Below are 23,339 nucleotides of genomic sequence, written 5' to 3'. Positions count from 1 at the left end.
TTCTGCCAGACAGAACGATATAGTCGATCGATCATCCTCGGGAGGAAGCAGGCAGTGCCCAAGACTCACACCGATCACGCCGGCGGCGAGCCCGATTCGCCGGTCGAAGAAGCGTCCAGCGGCGTCGCCGTTCTCGATCGCGCGTTCGCGATCCTCCGTGCGTTCGGGCAGACCGACGACCGGCTGTCGCTCGCGGAGCTGTCGCGCCGCACCGGGCTGTACAAGAGCACGATCCTGCGCCTGCTCACGGCGCTCGAACATGGCGGCTTCATGCGCAAGCTCGACGACGGCCAGTACGCGATCGGACACGAGCCGCTGCGGCTCGCCGCGCTGTATCAGCGTTCGTTCCGGGTCGGCCCGGTGGTCGAGCCGCTGCTCGAGACGCTGAGCCGCGAACTCGGTGAAACGGCGTCGTTCTACGTGCGCCAGGGCGACATGCGCTCGGTGCTGTACCGGGTCGAGCCCGCCCGTGCGGTGCGCGTGTCGATTCGTGTCGGCGAAGAGTTTCCGGTGCGCCAGGGCGCGTCCGGGAAGGTGCTGCTGGCGTTCACCGACACGCAGGATGCGCAATGGAACGACGTGCGCGAACAGCTGTGGGCCGCGTCGTACGGCGAGCGCGACCCCGAGACGGCGTCGGCATCCGCGCCCGTGTTCGGCGCAGCCGGCGAGTGTGTCGGCGCGCTGACCGTATCGGGCCCGAAATCGCGGCTCGCCGACGCACCGGCCATGGCGGCGGCGCTCGCGATGCTGTTGCCGCTCGCGCAGAACGCGACCGTGGCGCTCGGCGGCTCAGGCGCACGCTACGACGCGGCGGCCGTGCGCGACAGCCTCGCGCGGCTCGCATCGCCAGCCGACCACGACGACGCGGCGTCGTAACCGGCGGCGAGCGCCTGGCCACGCAACACCGCAAAAGGCGGCCGCGTGCGACACTGGCCGCCGATGCATGCATCGCGCGCCGCCTGCGGGCGTGCCGCGCGAGCCCCCGCCAACCGGACACGCTTGAGGGCTGCCACCATGAACGCCGCGCGCACCGCCACCTGGTATTTCGATTTCGTTTCGCCGTTCGCCTACCTGCAGCAGGAGCAATTCGACCGGTTGCCGGCCGCCGCCGCGTTCGAGCCGAAGCCCATCGTGCTCGGCGCACTACTCACGCACTGGGGCCAGAAAGCGCCAGCCGAGATCGCGGCGAAACGCGTCTTCACCTATCGCCACGCGCAATATCGCGCGGACAAGCTCGGCATTCCGTTCCGGATGCCGCCCGCGCACCCGTTCAATCCGATCAAGCCGCTGCGTCTCGCGATCGCGATGGGCAATTCACTCGACGCGATTCAACGAATCTTTCGGCATATCTGGCGCGACGGCAACGACGTGTCGACGCCGGAAGGCTTCGCCGCGCTGTGCGAAGCGGTCGGTTTTCCGGAAGGCGTGACGGCCGTCGACGCCCAGCCGGTGAAGGACGCGCTGCGTGCGAACACCGACGATGCGATCGCGCACGGCGTATTCGGCGTGCCGACCTTCGCACTCGACGGCGACCTGTTCTGGGGCGAGGATGCGACCGACATGTTCGCCGACTGCGCGACGTCGCGCGCATGGCTCGATTCGCCCGAGGTGCGCCGCATCAGCGCGCTGCCCGAAGGGATCCGGCGCGGCTGACGACACCGTAGCCGCCCGGCGCTCGCGGCACATCCCGCGTCGGAGGTCAGGTATCGCGCCCTTCGACGAGCCCCGGCACGGCCTCGCGCATCATCGCGGCGAACCGCACGAGCCGCGACGGATAGAACTGCGCATGCGGGTAGGTCAGGTAGACGGGCAGCGGCGCGGCCTGCCACTCGGGCGCGAGGTGCACCAGCTCGCCGCGCGCGAGGTCGTCGGCCAGCATCCATGACGAGCCGACGCACGCACCCACCCCCAGCAGCGCCGCACTGCGCAGCGCGTACAGGTTCGCGGTCGTGATGCGCGGGCGAATCGCGATGCGCCGCGTCTCGCCCGTGACCGAATGCGTGAGCGCCAGCTCCGTGCGGTAGTACGTGCGCAGCGCGAGCCACGGCAACTCGGCCAGCGCATCGGGGTCGGCCGGCACGTCGGCGCCGTTCAGCACGGACGGCGCGGCGACCACGAAGCGCGGCACCTTCGAGAGCCGGATCGCGACCACGGCCGGATCGGTCGGCTCACCCACCTGGATCGCGCAATCGATGCCGCTGCCGACGAAATCCCGCACCTCGTCCTGCAGCAACCACTCGACCGACACGCGCGGATAGTCGCGCAGGAACCGCGCGAGCGGCTCGACGAAACGCTCCTGCCCGAACGCGTGCGGCACCGCGACCCGCAACAGCCCGTCCGGCTCCTCCTGCGCGCCGCGCAGATCGGCTTCGAACGCCGCCCAGTTCGCCAGCAGTTCCTTCGCGCGCTTGAAGCAGCGCTCGCCGTCGACGGTCAACCGCATCGTGTGCGTGGTTCGCTGCAGCAGCCGCATGCCGAGCGAGCGTTCGAGCGCCTGCAGCCGCCGGCTGATCGTCGGCTGCGTCGTATGCAGTTGCGCGGCCGCGGCCGACAGGCTGCCGGCTTCGACTATGCGCACGAAGGTTTCCATCAGCTCGAAACGATAGCCGGCGCCGTCCACCGGCACGGCCTGAATGCGCGGAGACCCGCCTGCAGCGGGAGAGAAGGGAGATTTTTCGGTCATGCATGGAGCGTATAACAAATCTGCGCAGGACGGCACTACCGTGGCCGGCCGCATCCCGCCACACTCGCGTCCATTCCTTCATCGCACCCAGGATGCACGCCATGTCGACTCCGTCCCGTCTCGATGCCGCGCCCCGCGCCGCACACGCCCCGGCCCACCCGGCCGCCCATTCGATGCCCGATCGCCGGCTCGTGCTGCTGCTCGCGGCCGCCGCCGGCCTCGCGGTCGCGCCGCTCTACTACGCGCAACCGATGCTCGGCGCGCTCGGGCCCGATCTCGGCGCGTCGGCACGCGCGATCGGCTTCGTGCCGACGCTCACGCAGCTCGGCTATGCGCTCGGCATCCCGCTGCTCGCGCCGCTCGGCGACCGCTTCGACCGCCGCCGCGTGATCGTGACCAAGGCCGCGACGCTGGTCGTCGCGCTGCTGCTCGCCGCCATCGCGCCGTCGCTCGGGCTGCTGCTCGCGGCGAGCTTCGCGATCGGCCTCGCGGCGACGATGGCGCAGGACGTCGTGCCGGCCGCCGCGACGCTCGCGCACGACGCGCATCGCGGCCGCATCGTCGGCACGGTGATGACGGGGCTGCTGCTCGGCATCCTGCTGTCGCGGGTCGTGGCCGGGTTCGTCGCCGAAACGGCCGGCTGGCGCGCGATGTTCGCGCTCGCGGCCGTCAGCGTCGCCGTGATCGGCGTCGTGGCCGCGCGCGGGCTGCCGCACTTCGAGCCGACCACGCGCCTGCCGTATCGCGCGCTGATCGGGTCGCTCGGCGCGTTGTGGCGCCAACATCCGGCGCTGCGCCGCGCCGCGCTCGCGCAGGGGCTGCTGGCCATCGGGTTCAGCGCATTCTGGTCGACGCTCGCGGTGATGCTGCACGGCGCGCCGTTCCACCTCGGCAGCGCAGCCGCGGGCGCGTTCGGCCTCGCAGGTGCGGCCGGTGCGCTGGCCGCGCCGATTGCCGGGCGCCTGGCCGACCATCACGGCCCCGAGCGCGTCACGCGCATCGGCATCGGCATCGCGACGGTGTCGTTCGCGTCGATGGCCGCCGCACCGTTGATGTCGGCGCATGCCCAGCTCGTGCTGCTCGCGGTCGCGACGATCGGCTTCGATCTCGGCGTGCAGGCCACGCTGATCGCGCACCAGGCAATCGTCTACCGGATCGACCCCGCGTCGCGCAGCCGCCTCAATGCCGTGCTGTTCGTCGGCATGTTCATCGGGATGGCGGCAGGCGCCGCGATCGGCAGTTTGTTGCTCGCGCAACTGGGCTGGAATGCGGTGACCGGGCTGGCCGTCGTGACGTCGCTCGCCGCGCTCGCCGTACGAATCTGGCGCCACTGAGTTTCCGCGTCGCACTCACTTGGCGGGCAGGCCCACAAGGGCTTGCCCGCCTTTTCTTTTATTTTCGATCGGCGCACGCATGACGCGGCGCAGCCTGGCAGATTCGTGCGCATTCGGCACGAAAAGCCCCCATTCTGCGCAAGGTCCGCACCCGCTCGAACGAATGTCCAGTTCAACCGATTATTTTTCCGGCGGCCGTGCGCGTCGACGCGAAAACGTCGGACGATTCGATGCGCCCCGCCACGTGGCGCCCGGCCATCCGGCCCCACCGCGCAGCCCCGTTTTATCAGGGGATTCCCGGTATTTTTTCGCATTTTCTTCGAAATAACGGGTGACATACTTGCCCCCCGTTGCGCTCCGGTACGAGCGCGCTTTCCGATCCTGCCGGCCGCATGTCATGCACTGAGCGTCCGCCCGGGTCGCACAGAACATGAACGATTTCGACACCACGATCCAGACCTTCCTCACTCACGTCACGTTCGGCCCCCTGATGAATCACGCGATCCGCGTGATCGCGGGCCTGTACACGTTCAAGGGCTTCGTGCTCATTCCCGTGCTGTGCTGGCTGTGGTTCCAGCCGGGCCCGAACCGCGAGCGGCAGCGCGAGCTGGTCGTCGCGACGATCGCAAGCGGGCTCATCGCGCTCGCGTTCGGCCGGCTGCTCGCGCAGGTGCTGCCGTTCCGCGTGCGGCCGATCTACAACCCCGACCTGCACCTGCACTTTCCGTCGGCGGGACTCCGCGCAGCCACACTGCAGGCATGGAGTTCGTTTCCGAGCGATCACGCGATGCTGTGGATGGCGATCGCCACCGGCATCTTCATCATTGCGCGCCGCGTCGGCGTGTTGGCGCTGGTGTATGCGGTCGTGTTCATCTGCGTGCCGCGCGCGTATCTCGGCTTTCACTATCCGACCGACCTGATCGCGGGCGCTGCGATCGGCATCGCGCTCGCGTGGTTGCTGACGCGCGATGCGATCCGCTCGCGCTTCGCGCCGCAGGTACTCGCGTTGATCAAGCGCTTCCCCGCGCCGGCCTATACGCTCGCGTTCCTGCTGTGCTTCGAGCTGATCACGCAGTTCGACGAACTGCTGACGCTCGCGCAGTCGGCCACCCACACGATGTGACGGGGAGACGCCGCGATGTTGCCGCTGCTCACGTTCCGCCGCCGCCCCGGCACGCGTTGCCGGCCATGCGCAGTGGCGGCGCGCCGCGCGTCGCCCGCGCCGATCAGTCGCGATCAGGCGCACCCAACGGAAAGAACGGGCGAAACGGCCGCGCTTCGTCGACCGCGCGCGCGAACGACGGCCGCGCCAGCAGACGCTGGCGGTACGCCGTCACGTTCGCGAACGACGGATCGATCCGGTGCGTCCAGTCCGCGTAGAACAGGAACGGCGCCGCGCCGCAGTCGGCGAGGCTGAAGCGGTCGCCGGCCGCCCATTCGCGATCGGCCATCTTCTTGTCCAGCCACGCGTATGACGTTTCCAGCATCGCGCGCGCATCGGCCACACCGCGCGCATCGCGCTCGGCCTCCGGCCGCAGCGCGTCGTGCACGACCTTCTGCTGCGGCGTCGACACGTAGTTGTCGAAGAAGCGATCCATCGCCCGCACCTCGAGCGCCGCATGCGGATCGTCGGGCAGCAAGCGCACGGGGCCCGGGTGGTTCAGGCCGAGATACTCGATGATGATCGACGCCTCGACCACCGTGCGGCCGGCATCGACGAGCACCGGAAAGCGCTTCAGCGGCCACAGCGCGGCCAGTTCCTGCATCGGCTTCGGATCGTCGTGCGCGAGCACGCGATACGCGAACGGCGTGCCGTTCTCGTACAGCGCGGTCAGCACCTTCTGGCAGTAGGACGAAAAGGGATGGGCGTATAGCGTCGGCATCATCGTGCGGTCTCTCAGGGTTTCGGCACCGCGTGATGCGGCGCCACGTGATCGGATATCTTGACGACGAACGGCACGCGGCCATTTCGACAGCGATCCGGAATTTTTTTGTCGCGCGACTTGGGGCGTTACGACCGGCCGTCCATCACGACGCGCCCTTCGGCACGCCAGCGCAGCATCCCGCCGCCCAGATTCGCCACCGTGTCGAAGCCGGCCTTCAGCAGAATGACGGTCGCCTGCGCGGATCGCCCGCCGGCCCGGCACACGGTCACGACCGGCCGGTCGCGCGCGATCTCGCCGGCGCGCGCGGCCAGTTCGCCGAGCGGAATCGGCGTCGCGCCGGGCAGGTGGCCGAGCGGGCCGGTGAATTCGTCCGGCTCGCGCACGTCGACGACCTGCACCGCGGGCAGATGATCCTCGAGCCATTGCGGATCGATTTCCCAGAACCCGGCGAACGTATAGACGAGCGGCGCCCAGTCGGGCGCGGCCTGTACATCGGGCGCGTTCGCGGCGACGCCGCACTGCAGGTTCGCCGGCACCGCGACGTCGATCTGGCGCGGATGCGCGAGCCCGAGGTTGCGCATGTAGCCCGCGAAATCGTCTTCGCTCAGGTCGCCGCCGAGACGCGGATTGAAGCGCCGCTCCTCGCCGACGCTCGTCACCGTGAGCCCGCGATAGTCGTGCGCCGGGTACAGCAGGCATGCGGCCGGCAGCGTGAAGAGCCGGCCGTGCACCGCGCGATACAGCGCGCGCGGGTCGCCCTGCTGGAAATCGGTGCGGCCCGTGCCGCGGATCAGCAGGCAATCGCCGGTGAACGCCATCGATTCGTCGTCGAGCACGAGGCTGATGCAGCCGCTCGTGTGGCCGGGCGTCGCGCGCACGGTCAGGTAGCGCGCACCGAACGCGCAGCGATCGCCGTCGTTCAGGTAGCGGTCGGCGCCTTGCGCGCCGCTCGCGGCCGAGATCGCGATCGTGCTGCCCGTGCGCTGCTTCAGCAGCCACGCGCCCGTCACGTGATCCGCATGCACGTGCGTGTCGACGGTCGCGACGAGCCGCAGCCCGAGCTCGTCGAGCAACGCCGCGTCGCGGCGCACCTGCTCGAACACGGGATCGATCAGCACCGCTTCGCGCGACGCGCTGTCGGCAAGCAGGTACGTGTACGTCGACGATTGCGGGTCGAAGAGTTGCCGGAAGATCATCGCGAAGTCGCTCCGTCGCTGGTTGAGGCTTGTTTGATGCGGACCTGATGCTGTCGTCCGGCCCGCGCCGCGACTGTCGCCGTCGCGCGGGCCGCCCCGTCGTGGTCCTGCATGGCCGGCATCCGGCCGGCACGGTGCGTCAACGCGGCTGCGTCACGTAGCGCAGGTACGGCTTCAGCGTCCGGAAGCCGTCGGGATACTTCTGCTTCGCCGCATCGTCCGACACCGACGTCGGAATGATGACATCGTCGCCGGGCTTCCAGTTCACCGGCGTCGCCACCGTATGCTTCGCGTTGAGCTGCAGCGCGTCGAGCAGGCGCAGCACCTCGTCGAAGTTGCGCCCCGCGCTCATCGGATAGACGAGCATCGCCTTGACCTTCTTGTCCGGCCCGATGATGAAGACCGAGCGCACGGTCGCGTTGTCGACCGCCGTGCGCGGGCCGCCGCTCGCATTCGGATGAATCATGTCGTACAGCTTCGCGACCTTCAGCTCGTCGTCGCCGATCAGTGGATAGTTGACCGCGTGACCCTGCGTTTCGGCGATATCCGTCACCCACTTCCGGTGATCGCTGACCGGATCGATCGACAGCCCGATGATCTTCGTGTTGCGCTTGTCGAATTCCGGCTTGAGCCCGGCCATGTAGCCGAGTTCGGTCGTGCATACGGGCGTGAAATCCTTCGGATGGGAAAACAGGATCGCCCAGTGGTCGCCGATCCATTCATGAAAGCGGATCGTTCCCTCAGTGGTCTCCGCGGTGAAATCGGGCGCGTCCTCGCCTAGTCGAATCGACATGTTCGTCTCCATCAAGTGGGAATCGTCACGACGCCCGCGCCGCGGCTTGCGCACGACGCGCGATCGTCCGCGCGCGAAGGGCCGGCATGGCACATGCCGGGTTCCGCGCGTTCATATAGCGTAGGTCAAAATGCGCGCGCCACCGACATGCGGTGGGCGGGATCCGGCGTGCCGTGGCCGATTCCGGCGACGAATGCGGTGCAGCAGGACGCTGCGCCGGGTCCGGCCGCTCGCTGGTACGCACTGACTTACACTACCGGCTGTTCTCGTCTTACGTTCACAGGAATCCCACCGGCATGTCGATGACGATCGATCCGAAGCAGGCTGCCGCGCTGCTGGCCGTCGCCGACACGGGCAGCTTCGAGCAGGCAGCCGTGCGCCTGCACGTGACCGCATCCGCCGTCACACAGCGGGTCCGCGCGCTGGAAGCAAGCCTCGGCACGCCGCTCGTGCTGCGCACGCGGCCGTGCCGCCCGACGGTGGCCGGACAGCGCGTGCTGCAGCACCTGCGCCGCGTCGCGCTGCTGCAGGCCGACCTGCAGAGCACGCTCGCGACCGAACGCGAATCGCCGATCTCGGTCACGATCGCGCTCAATTCCGACAGCCTCGGTACGTGGTTTCTGCCGGCGCTGACATCCGTGCTCGCGGGCGAGCGCATCCTGTTCGAGCTGATCGTCGAAGATCAGGACCACACGTTCGCGCTGCTCGAAAGCGGGATGGCGGTCGGCTGCGTGACGACCGAGCCGAAGCCGATGCGCGGCTGCCTCGCGACGCCGCTCGGCACGATGCGCTACCGGCTGCTCGCGGCCGCCGCGTTCGCGGTGCGCTGGTTTCCGCGCGGGCTGAACCGCACGAGCGCGCGCAAGGCGCCCGTCGTCGCGTATTCGCGGCGCGATACGCTGCAGTCGTCGTTCCTGAAGGAGAAGTTCGGGTTGCCCGAGGGTGCCTATCCGTGCCACTACGTGCCGGGTACCCATTCGCATTTCGCGGCGGTGCGGCACGGGCTCGGTTACGCGATGGTGCCGGAGCCGCTGATCGGCAGTGCACCGCTCGACACGCAGGGGCTCGTCGATCTCGCGCCCGCGCATCCGACCGACGTCACGCTGTACTGGCACGCGTGGACCGTGCAGTCGCCGACGATGGCGTCGTTGTCCGAGCGGGTCGTCGAAGCGGCGCGGCGGCTGCTCGCGCCGCTGCCGTGATGCGGGTTTGAGCGGCACGGCAGCCGGGGGGGGCCGGGTGCGGGGTGTGCGGTATACCTGAGGGCGAGAATCCCCGCCGCGCCGCCTATACTTTTTCCATCGGCCCCGCGAGCGCGCCGCGCGGCCGCTTACGCACATCCGGTCGTTCCCTTTCCTGCAAGGAGAAACTCATGTCTCGCCGCTACATCGATTGCCGCGAGTTTCCCAGCGCGACGAATTGCTCGGTCGCGATTTCCGCCGACTCCGACAACGAACTGCTGGAGGCCGCCGTGCAACATGCGGTCCAGGTGCACCAGCACACCGACAGCGCCGAACTGCGCACGCAACTGAAAGCGCTGTTCCACGACGGCACACCACCCGCCGACGCACCCCGGCAAGCATGATCCGCCGGCTCGCCCGATATCGACAGACGGGTTGCCACGTCGCCCCCGTCGCCTCTACGCTCCCTGCTTCGCGCCACATCGGGCCGGCGTCCCCGCCGGCCGGCGCATTTCACCTTACGCGCGGCGCTGCGCGAAATACGCACCGACCGCGTCGATGAACGTATCGATGTCCGCACGCGACACGTCGCAGTGCGTGACGAAGCGCGACGCGTACAGCATCTGCGTGAGAATCCCGCGTTCCTTGAGCCACGCCTCGAGCGGCGCGCAATCGGCTTCGGGGAATTGCGCGAACACCATGTTCGTCGCGTGCGACAGCACCTTCACCGTATCGATGCGTGCGAGACCTTCGGCGAGATGCGCGGCATTCGCGTGATCGTCCGCGAGCCGCTCGACATTGTGGTCGAGCGCATACAGGCAGGCCGCCGCGAGAATGCCCGACTGCCGCATCCCGCCGCCGAGCACCTTGCGCCAGCGCTGCGCGCGCTCGATCAGCGCACGGTTGCCGACCAGCACCGAGCCGACCGGTGCGCCGAGCCCTTTCGAGAAGCAGATCGACACGCTGTCGAACGGCGCGCACAGCTCGGCGATCGACCGGCCCGACGCGACGGCCGCGTTGCACACGCGTGCGCCGTCGAGGTGCAGCGACAACCCGCGGCTGCGCGCGAACGCGGTGGCTTCCTGCACATAGCCTTCCGGCAAAACCTGGCCGCCGATCGTGTTTTCGAGCGCGAGCAGGCGTGTGCGGGCAAAGTGATTGTCGAGCGGCTTGATCGCCGCGGCGATCTTCGCGAGCGGCAGCGTGCCGTCCGGCGCGTTCTCGATCGGCTGCGGCTGGATGCTGCCCAGCACGGCCGCACCGCCGCCTTCGTACTTGTAGGTGTGCGCGAGCTGGCCGACGATGTATTCGTCGCCGCGTTCGCAATGGGCCATCAGTGCGGCCAGGTTGCTCTGCGTGCCGCTCGGGAAGAACAGGCCGGCCTCCTTGCCGGCCCGCTCGGCCGTCACCACCTGCAGGCGCAGCACGGTCGGGTCGTCCCCCCATACGTCGTCGCCGGTTTCGGCGGCAGTCATCGCGGCCAGCATTGCCTGGCTCGGACGTGTCACGGTATCGCTGCGTAAATCGATCATCTTCGTGCCCTGAGTGAACGCGGACCGGATCCGATGCGCCCGGCCCTGCCGAAACGAGACTCAGAGTGTACGCAAATCGTGCGGCACGTGCCGATGGCCGGATGCGCATCACGTCCGGCCATCGGCGGCCGGACCAGATGCCCGGCGACACCGCGCCGCGCGCCGCCGTCTCTGCATCCGCCGCATCGTTCCGATGACGCGACGCGCCATATTGCCGCACGTGCGTCAGACCGCCACGCCGCGGCCGCGCGCGCCGCAAGCAGCCTTCTTGATACGAATCAACGATTTACCCCGGAATCGCGCGCGACGGGCTGGACATCTGCGACGAGTTGGCGCATTTCGCGGTGCAACATCGCGGCCCATACTCCAGCCAACCCCGACGCCCGTCCGGCGGGGTCCGCCGGCACCCGCCGGCGGGTATCGTCAGCCTCGGTCAACTGGTATGGACACCGCTCTTTCGGCCCTCGATCTGGCCCGCCTGCAATTCGCGTTCACCGTCTCCTTTCACATCGTCTTTCCGGCGCTGAGCATCGGCCTCGCCAGTTTCATCGCCGTGCTCGAATATCGCTGGCTGAAAACCGGCAAGCAGTACTACAAAACCCTTTGCCTGTTCTGGTCGAAGATCTTCGCGGTCGCGTTCGGGATGGGCGTCGTCTCCGGCGTCGTGATGAGCTACCAGTTCGGCACGAACTGGTCGGGCTTCTCGAGCTTCGCCGGCGCCGTCACCGGGCCGCTGCTGATGTACGAGGTCATGACCGCGTTCTTCCTGGAGGCCGGCTTCCTCGGCATCATGCTGTTCGGCTGGAACCGCGTGAGCCCGCGCGCGCACTTCGGCGCGACGCTGATGGTCGCGATCGGCACGCTGATCTCGACGTTCTGGATTCTCGCGTCGAACAGCTGGATGCAGACGCCGCAGGGCTTCGAGATCGTCGACGGCCGCGTCGTGCCGACCGACTGGTTCGCGATCATCTTCAACCCGTCGTTCCCGTACCGCCTGTTCCACATGGCGATCGCCGCGTTCATCGTCGCCGCGCTCGTGGTGGCCGCGACCGGCGCGTGGCACCTGCTGAAGGGCCGCCGCGACAAGGGCGTGAAGAAGATGTTCTCGATGGCGCTGTGGCTGCTGCTCGTGCTCGGGCCGCTGCAGGCCGTGATCGGTGACCAGCACGGCATCAACACGCTGAAGCACCAGCCCGCGAAGATCGCCGCGATCGAGGGGCTGTGGGAAACCGAGAAGGGCGGCACCGCGCTGAACCTGTTCGGCATCCCGGACATGCAGGCGGAAACGACCCGCTACGCGGTGAAGGTGCCGCACCTCGGCAGCCTGATCCTCACGCACAGCTGGGACGGCGAGATCCGCGGGCTGAAGGAATTCCCGCCGGAAGACCGCCCGAATTCGACGGTCGTGTTCTGGAGCTTCCGGATCATGGTCGGCCTCGGCTTCGCGATGATCGGCCTCGCCGCGCTCGCCTGGTTCCTGCGCCGCCGCGGCCGCCTGTATGAATCGAAGTGGTTCCAGCGCTTCGCGCTCGTGATGGGCCCGACCGGCTTCGTGTCGCTGCTCGCGGGCTGGGTGACGACCGAAGCGGGCCGCCAGCCGTGGGTCGTGTATGGCGTAATGCGCACCGCGCATGCGGTATCGCCGCTGTCGGTGCAGCAGGTCAGCCTGTCGATGATGACGTTCGTGATCGTGTACTTCCTCGTGTTCGGCACCGGCGTGTACTACATGCTGAAGCTGATGAAGGCCGGCCCCGCGCTGCCCGACGTGAAGCACGACGACACCCCGGACACGCGCCCCGACCACACCGCGCGCCGCCCGATGTCGGCCGTCGACGAGCCGCTCGAGACCGTCTGAGCCCACCCTTTCCGCATACGAGAAAACCTATGGACGTCACCGTAATCTGGGCCGCGATCATCGCATTGGGGCTCTTCATGTACGTCGTGCTCGACGGCTTCGACCTCGGCATCGGCATCGTCTTCCCGTTCTTCCCGGACGAGAAGGAACGCGACCTGATGATGAACACGGTCGCACCCGTGTGGGACGGCAACGAGACGTGGCTCGTGCTCGGCGGCGCCGGGCTGTTCGCGGTGTTTCCGGTCGTCTATTCGACCGTGCTGTCCGCGCTGTACCTGCCGCTGATCTTCATGCTGGTGTGCCTGATCTTCCGCGGCGTGTCGTTCGAGATCCGCGCGAAGGCGCGGCGCACGAAGCAGCTGTGGGATCTCGCGTTCATCGGCGGCTCGGCCGGCGCGACGTTCTTCCAGGGGATCGCGCTTGGCGCGTTCCTGCAGGGCATCAACGTGAAGGACGGTGTATTCGCGGGCGACGCCTTCGACTGGCTCACGCCGTTCAGCCTGCTGACCGGCCTCGGCCTGATCGTGACCTATGCGTTGCTCGGCTGCTGCTGGCTCGTCGCGAAGACGGAAGGCGACCTGCAACGGCGCCTGCATCGTGTCGTATGGCCGCTGACGGTCGTGCTGCTCGGCTTCATCGCGGTCGTCAGCCTGTGGACGCCGCTGCAGGATCCGGCCATCGCGCAGCGCTGGTTCGACTCGGGGCTGTTCTGGCGCCTGCTGCCGGTGCCGTTCCTGGTCGCCGGCTGCGCGGTGTGGATGCGCCGCGCGGTGCGTGCCCGGCACGACATGACCCCGTTCGTGCTCGCGCTGGCGCTCGTGCTGCTCGGCTACGTCGGCCTGCTCGTCACGCTGTTCCCGTATGCGATTCCTCAGACGATGACGATCTGGGAAGCCGCGGCGCCGCGTTCCAGCCAGACCTTCACGCTGGTCGGCGCAGCGGTTATTCTCCCGATCATCATCGCCTACACGACGATGGGTTACTGGGTATTCCGAGGCAAGGTGCGCCATGAAGACCAGCATTACTACCACCACTGATTCCGCCGACCGCCAGCCCGATGCGCCGAAGCCGCGCATGCGCGGCTGGATGTGGTTCGTCGTCCTGTGGGCGGGCGGCGTGATCGGCGCCGTCACGCTCGGCTATGCGTTCAAGATCTTCATGAACCTGACGCTGTTTGCGGTGAAATAAGCCGGTCGACCGACCGGCATTCCTTCCCTCCTGACGCCTCGCGCCTCTGTCGATCGACGGAGGCGCCGTTGCCGCGACGCCGGAATCGCTGTCGCGGCGCGCGCCGCACGACGCCGAGCGTCCATTCCGGCATGGCGAAGTTGGTCCATGGTGTCGCGTCTGCCTGTTCACCAGAACAGTGTCATTTCGGCAGAAATCCATACGAATCGTGCCCATGGAGGCCGGCAATCCATGTAGATCCCTGCCGAAACAGCTACTTCGCGCGCTCGACGGCAGCCTACCGCCGCTCGCCCAACGCCGCTTCGATCTTGCGGTCGGTCTTGTACTGGCTCAATGCATACACCGACCAGATCGCGGCCGGCAGCCAGCCGATGATCGTGAGTTGGAGGATCAGGCAGATGATCCCGGCGATCGGGCGGCCGATCGTGAAGAACTGGAACCACGGCAACAGCAAGGCAAGCAAAAGGCGCATCGGGAATCCTCCGGGGGCGTCGTTGAAAGTTCAGGCGCAGACAATATGACGGGCCGCGCGCCCCATTTCAAGTTCGAACCGGCACTCGCCTGCCGACGCAGCCGGCGATCGGCACGCGCGCCATACGACCTACGCCGCGTCGGCCAGCCACCGCGCAACCCGCGCGACGAGCTGGTCCGCTTCGTCGAAGCATTCGGCGCCCGCCACGCGCGGCGCGTCGCAAATCGCGAACACCGGCTTGCCCCACTGCAACCCGAGCGCGATCTCGGACAGCGTCCCGAGCCCGCCGCCGACCGCGATCAGGCACAGCGACGCACGCGCGACCAGCGCGTTGCGCGTGATGCCGAGCCCGGTCGGCAGCGCGACGCTCAGGTAGGGATTCGCGAGCGTCGCATCGTCTTCCGGCAGCAGCCCGATCGCGCACCCGCCGGCCGCATGCACGCCGCGCGCGGCCGCCTCCATCACGCCCTGCTTGCCGCCGCCGACGATGGCGACGCCCGCCGCCGCGAGCGCATGCGCCACCCGCTCCGCGACCCGCATCTGTTCGTCGGTCGCCTCGCGCGGACCGATCACGCCGACCGGCATGCGATGCCGCCGCGTGCCGCGCTGCCGCTGCGCGAGCTGCGCCAGCGCGTCGCACGCCGCTTCCGACCACTCATCCATGACGTCGTTGCCGTACAAGGCCTTCCCCCAATGCAAGAACGCAGGTGCAGATCGCCGTCAGCACGATCGACAGCACCGCCGCCTGCGAGAAATCGGTTTGCCCGTCCGACAGCTTCAGATACATCAGCAGCGGCAGGATGTTGATCTGCGTGCCGGCCAGCGCGAGCGCCGTGCCGTAGGTGCCGAGCGCGATCGCCGTGACGAGGCACCACGCCGACGCGACCGACGGCCACAGTTCGCGCCACGCGACGTCGACCCACGCACGCCACGGCCGCGCGCCGAGCGTCAGTGCCGCCTCGAGCGGCCGCCGGTCGAGATTCGCGAGCGCCGGGTAGATCATCAGCGCGACCCGCGGGATCAGGTAATACGCATACGCGGCCGCCAGGCCCGGCATCGTATAGATCGCGCCGCCGAGCACGGTCGGGTCCGCGCCCAGCGACGCCGCCAGCGTGGTGACGAAGCCGGCGCGGCCGAACGCGAGGATGAAGCCGTAGGCGATCACCAGCCCGGAGAACGCGAGCGGCACGCCGAGCAGCGCGAGCATCCAGTGGCGGCGGGCGGGCGACTGCCCCGCCAGCGCGAATGCGACCGGCACGCCGACGCCGACCGACAGCGTGCCGGCGCCCACCGCCAGCGCCAGCGAACGTGCGATCGCATCGGCGACGAGCGGATCGCGCAGCACCACGCCGAACGCGCGGCCGCCGTCCGTGAAGGCCGAGCCGACGAGCGCGGCGAGCGGCAGCGCGAAGCACACCGCCAGCAATACCGCCGCCGGCACCGCGCCGAAGCGGCGCAGCGCGCCGCGTTCCGCCAGGGAGGTCTGCATCGTGTGCCCCTTACTGGCCGAGCGTCGCCTGCGACCAGAGCTGGTCGATCTCGGCCTTGCGGGCGGCCGCCTTCGCCACGTCGAGCGGACGCACCTGCGGCGCCTTCGGCAGCTTCGCCGCGACATCCGGCGCGACCGGCGTGCCGGGCACGGCCGGCCGCACGAAGCCCTGCGCGAACAGCCCCTGCCCGACGTCGCTCATCACCAGGTTCAGCCACAGCTGCGCGGCGGACGGGTTCGGGCCGTTCTTCACGAGGCTCATCGCATACGGCGCCGATACGCTGCCGTCCTGCGGAATCACGACGTCGGCCGCGTCACCCATGCCGTCGACGTACTTCGCCTTCAGGCCATCGTTCTCGTAGCCGATCAGGATCGGAATCTCGCCCTTCACGAACTTCGCGTAAGGCGTCGTGCCTTCGACACGCAGCACGTTGCCCGCGCGCTTCAGCTTGCCGAAGAATTCCGCGCCGGGCTTCGGGTTCTCGACGCTGCCGCCGTTCGCATACGCGGCCGCGAACACGGCGACCTGCCCTTGCCCGGTCGAACGCGGGTCGAGATAGACGACCGCGTTGCGATACTCCGGCTTCAGCAGGTCGGACCAGCGCTGCGGCACGTTCTTCACGAGCTTGCGGTTGACGAGGAACGCGATGTTCAGCGAATGCACGGCGAACCAGCGGCCGTCCGCCGAGCGAAACACGTCCGGCAGCTTGTCGAAGTTGACCGGCTTGAACGGCGCGACGACATCCTTGCTTTCGGCGTCGAGCGCCGACGCGGCGAAGTAGTACGCGGTATCGGCCTGCGGACGGCGGCGCGACTTGTCGAGCGAGACCACGGTCGCGGCCGAGCCGATGTCGTTGTAGGTGATCTCGACCTTCGGATAGCGTTTGCGAAACTCGGCGAACAGCGCCTTCCAGTTGGCCCATTCGGGGCCCGTGTCGAACGACACGACGAGCCCTTCGTCGGCGGCCTTCGCATACAGCGCGTCCTCGCCCGGATACAGCGGCGCGGCGTGCGCCGGCGCGACCGCCAGCGCCGCGAACGCGCAGAGCGCCAGCACGCCGGCGCGCATGGTTTTCACAAGAGGGTGGCCTGCAAGCATCGGGGATCTCCGTTGAATGAAAGGGGTCATTGCGCATCCGGCGCGGCCGGCAGCACGAGCAGATGGCGCGGGTCGATCGCGATCCGCCGTGTGGCCGGCACGCGGCCTTCGCACAGCAGCGGGTCGGCCGAGCCGGCGGGAATGAAGTCGTAGCGTTGCGTCGCGCCGAAGTAGCGCACGTCGCCCGGCGCGCCGTCGATGCGGTTCACGCCGTGCTCTGGCGGATCGGCCTCCACGTGCTCCGGCCGCACCAGCACCTCGACCTCGGCGCCCGGCCGGTGCCCGCCGGTCTCGACGCGCAGCGTCGCGAACCGCACGTCGACCGTATCGTGCGCGATCACGCGGCCGCGCAGCAGCGTCGAATGCCCGACGAAACGCGCGACCTGCGCGGACGCGGGCCGCTCGTACAGGTCGCGCGGCGTGCCCACCTGCAGCACCCGCCCACCGTCGACGATCGCCACGCGGTCGGCCATGCTCAGCGCCTCGTCCTGATCGTGCGTGACGAGCAGCGTCGTCGCGCCGCACGCGCGCTGCAGCGCGCGAATCTCGTCTCGCAGCTGATGGCGGATGCCGGCATCGAGCGCCGCCAGCGGCTCGTCGAGCAGCAGCAGCTTCGGCTCGATCACGAGCGCACGCGCGAGCGCGACGCGCTGCTGCTGCCCGCCGGACAGCATTGCGATGCCGCGCTCCGCATGCGCCGCCAGACCGACGCGCTCGAGCATGTCACGCGCGCGCCGCCGCCGCGCGTCCGCCGCGACACCGCGCATCCTCAGCCCGTACGCGACGTTGTCGGCTACCGACAGGTTCGGAAACAGCGCGTAGTGCTGGAACACCATGCCGACCTCGCGCCGCCACACCGGCACACCCGCCATGTCGGCGCCGCCGATCGCGATGAGGCCGCTGCCGCCGTCGAGCAGGCCGGCCGCGAGCCGCAACAGCGTGGACTTGCCGGACCCGCTGCGCCCCATCACCGCGAGCAGTTCGCCTTGCGCGGCGGACAGCGTGACGTCGTCGACGCCGTGTCGCGCGCCGGGATACTGGAAACTGACGTGTTCGAACTCGAGACTCATGACGGACTCACTTCATACGTTGCACGGTGCCGACCGATACGAGCGTCGCGAGCACGGCGAGAACGAGCAGCACGACGGTCGCCGCGCACGCCATCCCCGACGCGCCGTAGAACGCCTGCAGCAGCACGATCGGATAGTTGCGGTAGCGAAAGCCGGCGATCAGGTTCGAGATCTGGAATTCGCCGATCGACAGCGCGGCCACCATCACGAGCCCCGAAAACAGGCTGTGCCGCAGGTTCGGCAGCACGATCGTGAAGAACTGGCGCAGCGGCGTCGCACCGAGCGTCGCCGCGCAGGCCTCGAGCCGCGCGAGCCCCAGGTGGCGCAGATCGCCGAGCAGCGTCTGCAGCAGGTACGGCAGCGTCAGCACCGCGTGGGCCCCGATCATCAGCGGCAGCGTGCCAAGCCACGGCAGCGTGTCGCCGCTGAAGATCGCGATATAGCCGAAGCCGAGCGTCAGCGCGGGCACGGCCACCGGCATCAGCATCACGACGCGCGTCGCCATGCCGCGCCCGGCCTGCGCACGGTGATGCAGCGCATACGCGAGCGGCAGGCCGACCGCGGCGTTCAGCGCACAACACGCCAGCGCCACCGTCAGGCTCACGCCGAATGCGCGGGTGAAGCTGCGATTTCCGGCGAGATCGGCGAACCAGTGCCAAGTGAAGCCGGTCGGCAGCAGCGTGTTCGTCCACGACTGGCCCACCGAGCCGATCAGCAGCAGCGCGATCGGCAGCAACAGGTAGAGCCCGAACACCGCGACGAGCGCGTGCAGCAGGAAGCGTCCGGCACTCGGACGCACCGGCCTGTTACGCGAAATCGGAACACCATCGGCCAGGGCCGGGGCGGTAGACGCAGGCATGAAAACACTCGCGGACAAGAGACGAAGACACCACGCAACGCCCGCCGGGCAGGGCTATCACGCGTTTTCTGGATGGCTGGAGTGTGCGGATTCGACATGGCATCGTCATGAAAAAAACGTACAAAGCCCGCATCGATCTGTGCGCCGAAGGAATAGTCGCGATGAAGCACCTGTATCCGAACGTCTCGGAACTGCACGCATTCACCTGTTCTGCGAAGACCCTGAACTTTTCCTACGCGGCCCGCGAACTGGGCCTGACGCCCAGCGCGGTCAGCCGGCAGATCGCGAATCTCGAGGCGCTGTTCGGTGTGAAGCTGTTCGCCCGCGAGGGGCGCAGCCTCGTGCTCACGCGTGCCGGGCAGGTGTACCACGCACGCGTTGCCGGCCCGCTGCGCGAGATCGGCAACGCATCGATCGAACTGCTGAGCGCGCGCGAAAACGGCGACCTGCTGACGATCGCCAGCGTGCCGACGTTTACGACCAAGTGGCTCGTACCGCGGCTCTCGCGTTTCCTGGCCGTCGCGCCGGGCGTCACGCTGAGCTTTCGCCGCCATCTCGCGCACGGCGACATCTTTCCGTTCGGGCTCGACGCGGCGATCCGCTACGGCGACGGCGCCTGGGAAGGGGTGCGAAGCGAATACCTGGACGGGCGAACCTTCGTACCGGTCTGTACGCGTGAATTCGGCGAACGGCATGCGTTGCGCACGCCCGCCGACGCCGTCACGGCGCCGCGCCTCGTGCACGAGCAGGCGGAAATCGCGTGGTCCGCGTGGGCGGAACGCCATCGCGCCACGCAGATGAATGCGCTCGCCGGGCCGCGCTTCGAACAGTATTCGGTGCTGATCCAGGCCGCGCAGGCGGGACTCGGGCTCGCGCTCGTGCCGCGCTTCCTGATCGCGGACAATCTCGCGGCCGGCACGCTCGTCGAACCGTTCGACGCGCCCGTCGAGGTCGACGCGCAGGGGCACTACCTGTGCTATGCGCCGGAGCGCCTCGAGACGAGCGAAGCGTTGCGGCACTTCCGGGAATGGATGCTGGACGAATGCGCGCCGGCGTAAGCCGGCCCGCATACGTCATGCGGCGGGACGCGCTCGGCCGCGCGCCCCGCCTTGCCGGACACCACCGGGCAGCGGCGTCCGGCAACCGCTGTCAGTGCTGACCGATGCCCAGGCCCGGCAGCACGCCGGTATTCTCGGCCACCACCGCGTGCAGCAGGCGCGGGTTCGCGCCGAGCAGCCCGAGGATCGTCGGCGCGACCTGCTTCGTGCCGACCGTGTCGGTCACCGTGCGTGCGCGATGCAGGCCCGGATACGACACGAGCAGGCCGAGGTGGCTGTCGTCCGGCGCGTTGCCGCCGTGCTCCTCGTCCTTCTTCGTGCTCGACGTGTAGATCACGCCCGGATTCGGCTGGACGACGATGTCCGGCGTGCGGCCGTTGGCCGGATCGCCGAAGCGCTCGGCGAGCGCCGCGCCGTACAGGATGTACGCCTGCGAGCCGTCCGCGCAGATCCCCGGTGCGTTGCAGCCCAGGTTCGCCTTCAGCGTCTGCACCACGGCCGTGCGCTGGTTGCGGTCGCGCAGCCAGATCAGGCCGACGTCGTCGGTCTGCACGAAGCCCGTGTCGACCAGGCCCGAACCGTCGTTCAGGTTGCCCGTCTTCGTGTTGTTCTGGCCGAAGTTGCCGTTCGGGTCGATGTAGTTGTTCGCTTCGAGCAGCTTCGTCAGCGTGTCGCCGTTCTTCACGAGCTTCGTGTGATCCGTCGGCGACTGGCCATGCTTCGACGTGACGATCACGGCCGTCGACGAATACAGGTTCGCCTGCTTCAGCGCCGCGACGATATGGCCGATCGAGTTGTCGACGTACGTGATCGCGTTCGCGACCTGGCCGTTCGGCGTGAAGTTCGCATCGAGATAGCCGCCGCCCTTCGCGACCGACGCCTTCTGCGCGACGCTAAGCGTCTGGAAGTTGCCGCCGAACAGCGTCGGCACCGGTGCGCTCTTCGTGCCCGTCGAGTCGCGGCCGTTGATCTGGTTGATCAGCGCCTGCACGTGCAGGTTGTCGAACTGCGCGGTATGCGAATAGACGTCGGTGTAGTCCGTCTTCGTCACCGGGTCGATCGAGTTGATCTCGGTGCGCATCAGATCGTCGACGCCGGTGCCCGACGGCCCGTTCAGCCAGTCGTAGCCCCACGCGTGCTTGTCGGCCCATGCGGTGGTCGCGTTCGGGATGCCGGCCTTCACGGCCTCGAACACGGTGTTGGTCTTCACGTAGTTGTGCGGATAGACCGGCACGCACTTGCCGTTGACCTTCGCGTTCGGGATCGCCTGCGGGTTGAACGCGCCGCCGCCGTCGAGGTGGACCAGCGCGCCGCCGTTCTGGGCATCGATGCCGGTCGTCTCGTCGAACACGACGTTCCAGCCCTGCTTGCCCGAGCAGCTCGTATCGCCCGGTGCGTACAGGTTGCGGTCGTACGACACGTCGTAGAACAGGCCGGCGGTCTTCGGCGAGCCGCCCGTCACGAGCGCGGCGAGGCCCGGGAACGAATCCGACAGGCCCGGCGTATAGGCATTCGTGTACGTCACGCCGTGCTGCGCGAGCACCGCGATGTTCGGGCACGTATTCGCGCCGATGCAGCGCGCGAGATCCTGCTCGTGCAGGCCGTCGACGCTGATCAGCAGCACGTGCTTCACGACGCGGCTCGCGTGGCCGCGGTCCTCGCCCTGACTGTTGCCGTCCTGCTGCGCGGCGTGCGCACCCGCACCGGCGAGCGCCAGCGCGCCCGCCACCATCACCACCACCTTCCGCTGCTTACCAAGGAAAGACATGATCACCCCACCTCATCGATTGACGTTGAACCGCGTGACTTGCCATCAGGCGCGCAAGAATATGGCTGCGCCGTGGGTCGTTCGCATGAAGCGGGGCTTTCTGTTTTCTATCAAACGTAACCAATCGCAAGTGACACGAATCGGTCGCAAAGCAAGGTGGCCTGGCGCACATTGCGATGGGCGCGCGCACCTGCCGGCACTGCTACGGTGCATAGGTCAACCCGTCCGAAGCGTCACTTGCCACACGATTTTTTTTCCGGCTTGGCGCGCGACTATTGGCGTGTGATAAAGGGTTTTCCCTGACCCGGAGCACGAGTATGTCGACCCTGGAAGCCCTCCGGTTCGTGCTGGACGATGCACGCACCCCCGAAATCATTCGCCACCACGTCGTCGACGCGTTGCAGTACGCGTTGCGCAACTACGGACAGGTGTTCACCGCGAAGGAAGTCGAATGGCTGGCGCAGTGGGACGACGCGCGCCTGCCGCTGGCTGCCAAGAAGGAGTTGGGCAAGCGCGAGGAACCGGCGATCGCCGCGCGCTGAAGGACACGCGCCGCCGCGCCCGAACGGATGAACGGACGCGGCGGCGGATGGCCTGCTTACTGCAGGCCGAAGTCGACGCGGGTGGTCGCGCCCTTGTCCTCGATGCCCTTCGCATCGAGCTTCGGCGCGACGACGAACACGCGGCTCGAATCGATCTTCCCGTCGAGGTATTGACGCACGGCCTGCGCGCGCTGCTGCGCGAGCGCACGCAGCGCGTTGTCGTCGGCCGGCGCATGTTCGGCGAGCGCCTTCTTCATGTCGGCGTCGGGCAGCGTCTTCTGCAGGCCGATCACGTTGCGCGGCTTCTTGAAGTCGGCGGCCTTGTACGCGCGCGTCAGGTACTTGCTGTACTCGGCCGGCTCGACCTTCACCGACATCGGGTCGATGCTCTCGCCCTGCCCGACCACGTCCTTCAGCTTCTGCTGGCGCACGAGCCGATCGACGTACGCGTCACCCAGCCCCGACGTGTCCTTCGCCGGATCGACGCGGCCGATCAGGTCGAGGCGGATCGACGGCTTCTCGGTCAGCATCTTCACGACGGTGTCGAGCTTCTTCTGCTGCGCGTCGTCGAGCTGGTACGAGCCCGGCGCGAATTCGACGTAGCCGAGATCCTCGCCGCCGCCGCCGAACGCATGCGCGAGCAGCGAGAACGGCGACGTGACGGCCTTCGCGATCAGGTTCAGCACCGCGCGCCAGATCAGCCCGCCGACACTGAACTCCGGATTCGACAGCGAGCCGGACACCGGCAGGTTCACGTCGATCTGGCCGCGCGTGTTCTTCAGCAGCGAGATCGCGAGCTTCACCGGCAGCCTGGTCGCCGTGTCGTTCTCCACATGGTCGCCGAACGTGAGCTGGTCGATGAAGATGTGGTTGTTCGCCTTCAGCTGGTCGTTCGCGAGCTCGTAGTGCAGGTCGACGTTGAGCTTGCCCTTCGTGATCGGGTAGCCCGCGTACTTCGCCGAGTACGGCGTCAGGTTGGTCAGCTCGATGTCGTGCGCGGTCGCGGTGAGGTCGAGCGCCGGCTTCTCGATCAGCGGGTTCACCGAACCCTTGATCGAGATCGGCCCGTTGCCCGCGAGATTCGCGGCGACGTCGACCGGCGCGGACGTCGTCGAATCCGTGCCGAACGCGCCGACCGTGCCCTTGATCGCGACGAGGTTCGCCGTGTAGTTCGGCTTGATGAAGTTGTCGGTGTACGTCACGCGGCCGTTCTGCAGCAGCAACTCGCCGAAATGCATGCGCACCGGGTTCTGCGGCGGCGGCGCGGCCTTCACGACGACCGTCGCCGAGGCGGCGGCCGGCGCCAACGCCTGCTGCGCGGCCGCGGCCGACGC

At 68.3% G+C, this 23,339-nt stretch carries 24 protein-coding genes; 11 read left to right on the top strand and 13 right to left on the bottom strand.

The features are described 5' to 3' along the window. Positions 1 to 54 precede the first annotated feature (54 nt). Together F3J15_RS25810 and F3J15_RS25805 are read left to right on the top strand one after the other, a co-directional pair. A complete protein-coding gene (locus F3J15_RS25810; protein ID WP_166894848.1) occupies positions 55 to 876 on the top strand; it encodes an IclR family transcriptional regulator in 822 nt (273 codons plus the stop codon). A gap of 138 nt (positions 877 to 1,014) precedes the next feature. Beyond that, the gene (locus F3J15_RS25805) at positions 1,015 to 1,653 is read left to right on the top strand and encodes a 2-hydroxychromene-2-carboxylate isomerase (RefSeq protein WP_069252662.1); all 639 of its coding nucleotides are present in this window, start codon (positions 1,015 to 1,017) and stop codon (positions 1,651 to 1,653) included. Between the two features lie 46 nt (positions 1,654 to 1,699). Here F3J15_RS25805 and F3J15_RS25800 read toward each other — a convergent pair whose 3' ends face one another. Then, the gene (locus F3J15_RS25800; RefSeq protein ID WP_166894846.1) at positions 1,700 to 2,683 is read right to left on the bottom strand and encodes a LysR family transcriptional regulator; all 984 of its coding nucleotides are present in this window, start codon (positions 2,681 to 2,683) and stop codon (positions 1,700 to 1,702) included. A gap of 101 nt (positions 2,684 to 2,784) precedes the next feature. Here F3J15_RS25800 and F3J15_RS25795 point away from each other — a divergent pair, with 101 nt between their 5' ends. Beyond that, positions 2,785 to 4,017 carry an MFS transporter gene (locus tag F3J15_RS25795; RefSeq protein ID WP_166894844.1) on the top strand — a complete coding sequence of 411 codons (1,233 nt, stop codon included), beginning with the start codon at positions 2,785 to 2,787 and terminating at the stop codon, positions 4,015 to 4,017. A gap of 430 nt (positions 4,018 to 4,447) precedes the next feature. Continuing rightward, complete coding sequence (locus tag F3J15_RS25790) at positions 4,448 to 5,140, top strand: phosphatase PAP2 family protein (protein WP_166894842.1); 693 nt, start codon at positions 4,448 to 4,450, stop codon at positions 5,138 to 5,140. Between the two features lie 103 nt (positions 5,141 to 5,243). On the opposite strand, the gene F3J15_RS25785 is transcribed toward F3J15_RS25790, so the two are convergent. The 3 genes from F3J15_RS25785 to F3J15_RS25775 form a co-directional block, all read right to left on the bottom strand. Next, positions 5,244 to 5,903, bottom strand: coding sequence for a glutathione S-transferase family protein (locus F3J15_RS25785; RefSeq protein ID WP_089484835.1), 660 nt, complete (start codon positions 5,901 to 5,903; stop codon positions 5,244 to 5,246). Between the two features lie 125 nt (positions 5,904 to 6,028). Next, positions 6,029 to 7,099, bottom strand: a complete 1,071-nt coding sequence (locus F3J15_RS25780; protein WP_089428891.1) for an MBL fold metallo-hydrolase — start codon at positions 7,097 to 7,099, stop codon at positions 6,029 to 6,031. Positions 7,100 to 7,238: 139 nt separating this feature from the next. Beyond that, positions 7,239 to 7,892, bottom strand: coding sequence for a peroxiredoxin (locus F3J15_RS25775; protein WP_089485010.1), 654 nt, complete (start codon positions 7,890 to 7,892; stop codon positions 7,239 to 7,241). 296 nt (positions 7,893 to 8,188) lie between these two features. Between F3J15_RS25775 and F3J15_RS25770 the strand changes: the two genes are divergently transcribed. Together F3J15_RS25770 and F3J15_RS25765 are read left to right on the top strand one after the other, a co-directional pair. Continuing rightward, entirely contained in the window at positions 8,189 to 9,094 is a 906-nt protein-coding gene (locus tag F3J15_RS25770) for an HTH-type transcriptional regulator ArgP (protein WP_046548680.1), read from the top strand. A 170-nt stretch (positions 9,095 to 9,264) separates the two neighbouring features. Continuing rightward, entirely contained in the window at positions 9,265 to 9,477 is a 213-nt protein-coding gene (locus F3J15_RS25765; protein WP_069252668.1) for a DUF1059 domain-containing protein, read from the top strand. Between the two features lie 114 nt (positions 9,478 to 9,591). On the opposite strand, the gene ltaE is transcribed toward F3J15_RS25765, so the two are convergent. Beyond that, a complete protein-coding gene (gene ltaE / locus F3J15_RS25760) occupies positions 9,592 to 10,605 on the bottom strand; it encodes a low-specificity L-threonine aldolase (RefSeq protein WP_166894840.1) in 1,014 nt (337 codons plus the stop codon). A gap of 442 nt (positions 10,606 to 11,047) precedes the next feature. On the opposite strand from ltaE, the gene F3J15_RS25755 reads away from it, so the two are divergent. From F3J15_RS25755 to F3J15_RS25745, 3 genes are read left to right on the top strand one after another with little or no spacing between them, the layout of a single operon-like run. Continuing rightward, on the top strand, positions 11,048 to 12,460 hold the full coding sequence (locus tag F3J15_RS25755; protein ID WP_166894838.1) for a cytochrome ubiquinol oxidase subunit I: 1,413 nt from the start codon (positions 11,048 to 11,050) through the stop codon (positions 12,458 to 12,460). Positions 12,461 to 12,489: 29 nt separating this feature from the next. After that, a complete protein-coding gene (gene cydB, locus F3J15_RS25750; protein ID WP_039364378.1) occupies positions 12,490 to 13,497 on the top strand; it encodes a cytochrome d ubiquinol oxidase subunit II in 1,008 nt (335 codons plus the stop codon). After that, positions 13,469 to 13,648: a hypothetical protein gene (locus tag F3J15_RS25745; RefSeq protein WP_089448587.1), complete on the top strand. Its 180-nt coding sequence runs from the start codon at positions 13,469 to 13,471 to the stop codon at positions 13,646 to 13,648. Before cydB ends, F3J15_RS25745 begins: the two co-directional genes overlap by 29 nt. Positions 13,649 to 13,925: 277 nt before the next feature. On the opposite strand, the gene F3J15_RS25740 is transcribed toward F3J15_RS25745, so the two are convergent. The 6 genes from F3J15_RS25740 to F3J15_RS25715 form a co-directional block, all read right to left on the bottom strand. Next, positions 13,926 to 14,120, bottom strand: a complete 195-nt coding sequence (locus tag F3J15_RS25740; protein WP_006750656.1) for a YqaE/Pmp3 family membrane protein — start codon at positions 14,118 to 14,120, stop codon at positions 13,926 to 13,928. Positions 14,121 to 14,249: 129 nt separating this feature from the next. Beyond that, on the bottom strand, positions 14,250 to 14,783 hold the full coding sequence (locus F3J15_RS25735) for a TIGR00725 family protein (protein ID WP_166894836.1): 534 nt from the start codon (positions 14,781 to 14,783) through the stop codon (positions 14,250 to 14,252). Next, complete coding sequence (locus F3J15_RS25730) at positions 14,776 to 15,609, bottom strand: ABC transporter permease subunit (protein ID WP_166894834.1); 834 nt, start codon at positions 15,607 to 15,609, stop codon at positions 14,776 to 14,778. Before F3J15_RS25730 ends, F3J15_RS25735 begins: the two co-directional genes overlap by 8 nt. 10 nt (positions 15,610 to 15,619) lie before the next feature. Continuing rightward, a complete protein-coding gene (locus F3J15_RS25725; RefSeq protein ID WP_069252675.1) occupies positions 15,620 to 16,708 on the bottom strand; it encodes an extracellular solute-binding protein in 1,089 nt (362 codons plus the stop codon). 26 nt (positions 16,709 to 16,734) lie between these two features. Continuing rightward, positions 16,735 to 17,778 carry an ABC transporter ATP-binding protein gene (locus F3J15_RS25720; RefSeq protein ID WP_166894832.1) on the bottom strand — a complete coding sequence of 348 codons (1,044 nt, stop codon included), beginning with the start codon at positions 17,776 to 17,778 and terminating at the stop codon, positions 16,735 to 16,737. A gap of 7 nt (positions 17,779 to 17,785) precedes the next feature. Further along, complete coding sequence (locus F3J15_RS25715; RefSeq protein ID WP_166894830.1) at positions 17,786 to 18,637, bottom strand: ABC transporter permease subunit; 852 nt, start codon at positions 18,635 to 18,637, stop codon at positions 17,786 to 17,788. A 161-nt stretch (positions 18,638 to 18,798) separates the two neighbouring features. On the opposite strand from F3J15_RS25715, the gene F3J15_RS25710 reads away from it, so the two are divergent. Then, a complete protein-coding gene (locus F3J15_RS25710) occupies positions 18,799 to 19,695 on the top strand; it encodes a LysR substrate-binding domain-containing protein (RefSeq protein ID WP_166894827.1) in 897 nt (298 codons plus the stop codon). A gap of 91 nt (positions 19,696 to 19,786) precedes the next feature. Here F3J15_RS25710 and F3J15_RS25705 read toward each other — a convergent pair whose 3' ends face one another. Further along, positions 19,787 to 21,469 (bottom strand): alkaline phosphatase family protein, encoded by a 1,683-nt coding sequence (locus tag F3J15_RS25705; RefSeq protein WP_166894825.1) that lies wholly within the window; start codon positions 21,467 to 21,469, stop codon positions 19,787 to 19,789. 311 nt (positions 21,470 to 21,780) lie between these two features. Here F3J15_RS25705 and F3J15_RS25700 point away from each other — a divergent pair, with 311 nt between their 5' ends. Next, positions 21,781 to 22,005, top strand: coding sequence for a hypothetical protein (locus tag F3J15_RS25700; protein ID WP_027790361.1), 225 nt, complete (start codon positions 21,781 to 21,783; stop codon positions 22,003 to 22,005). A gap of 56 nt (positions 22,006 to 22,061) precedes the next feature. On the opposite strand, the gene F3J15_RS25695 is transcribed toward F3J15_RS25700, so the two are convergent. Further along, on the bottom strand, positions 22,062 to 23,339 hold a 1,278-nt coding region (locus F3J15_RS25695), incomplete at its 5' end, for a DUF748 domain-containing protein (RefSeq protein WP_166894823.1).

This window comes from Burkholderia sp. Ap-955, from assembly GCF_011753045.1.
GTDB classification, from domain to species: domain Bacteria; phylum Pseudomonadota; class Gammaproteobacteria; order Burkholderiales; family Burkholderiaceae; genus Burkholderia; species Burkholderia lata_D.
The sequence above is the reverse complement of the archived record's forward strand: the minus strand, read 5'-3'. Positions and strand labels throughout refer to the sequence as shown.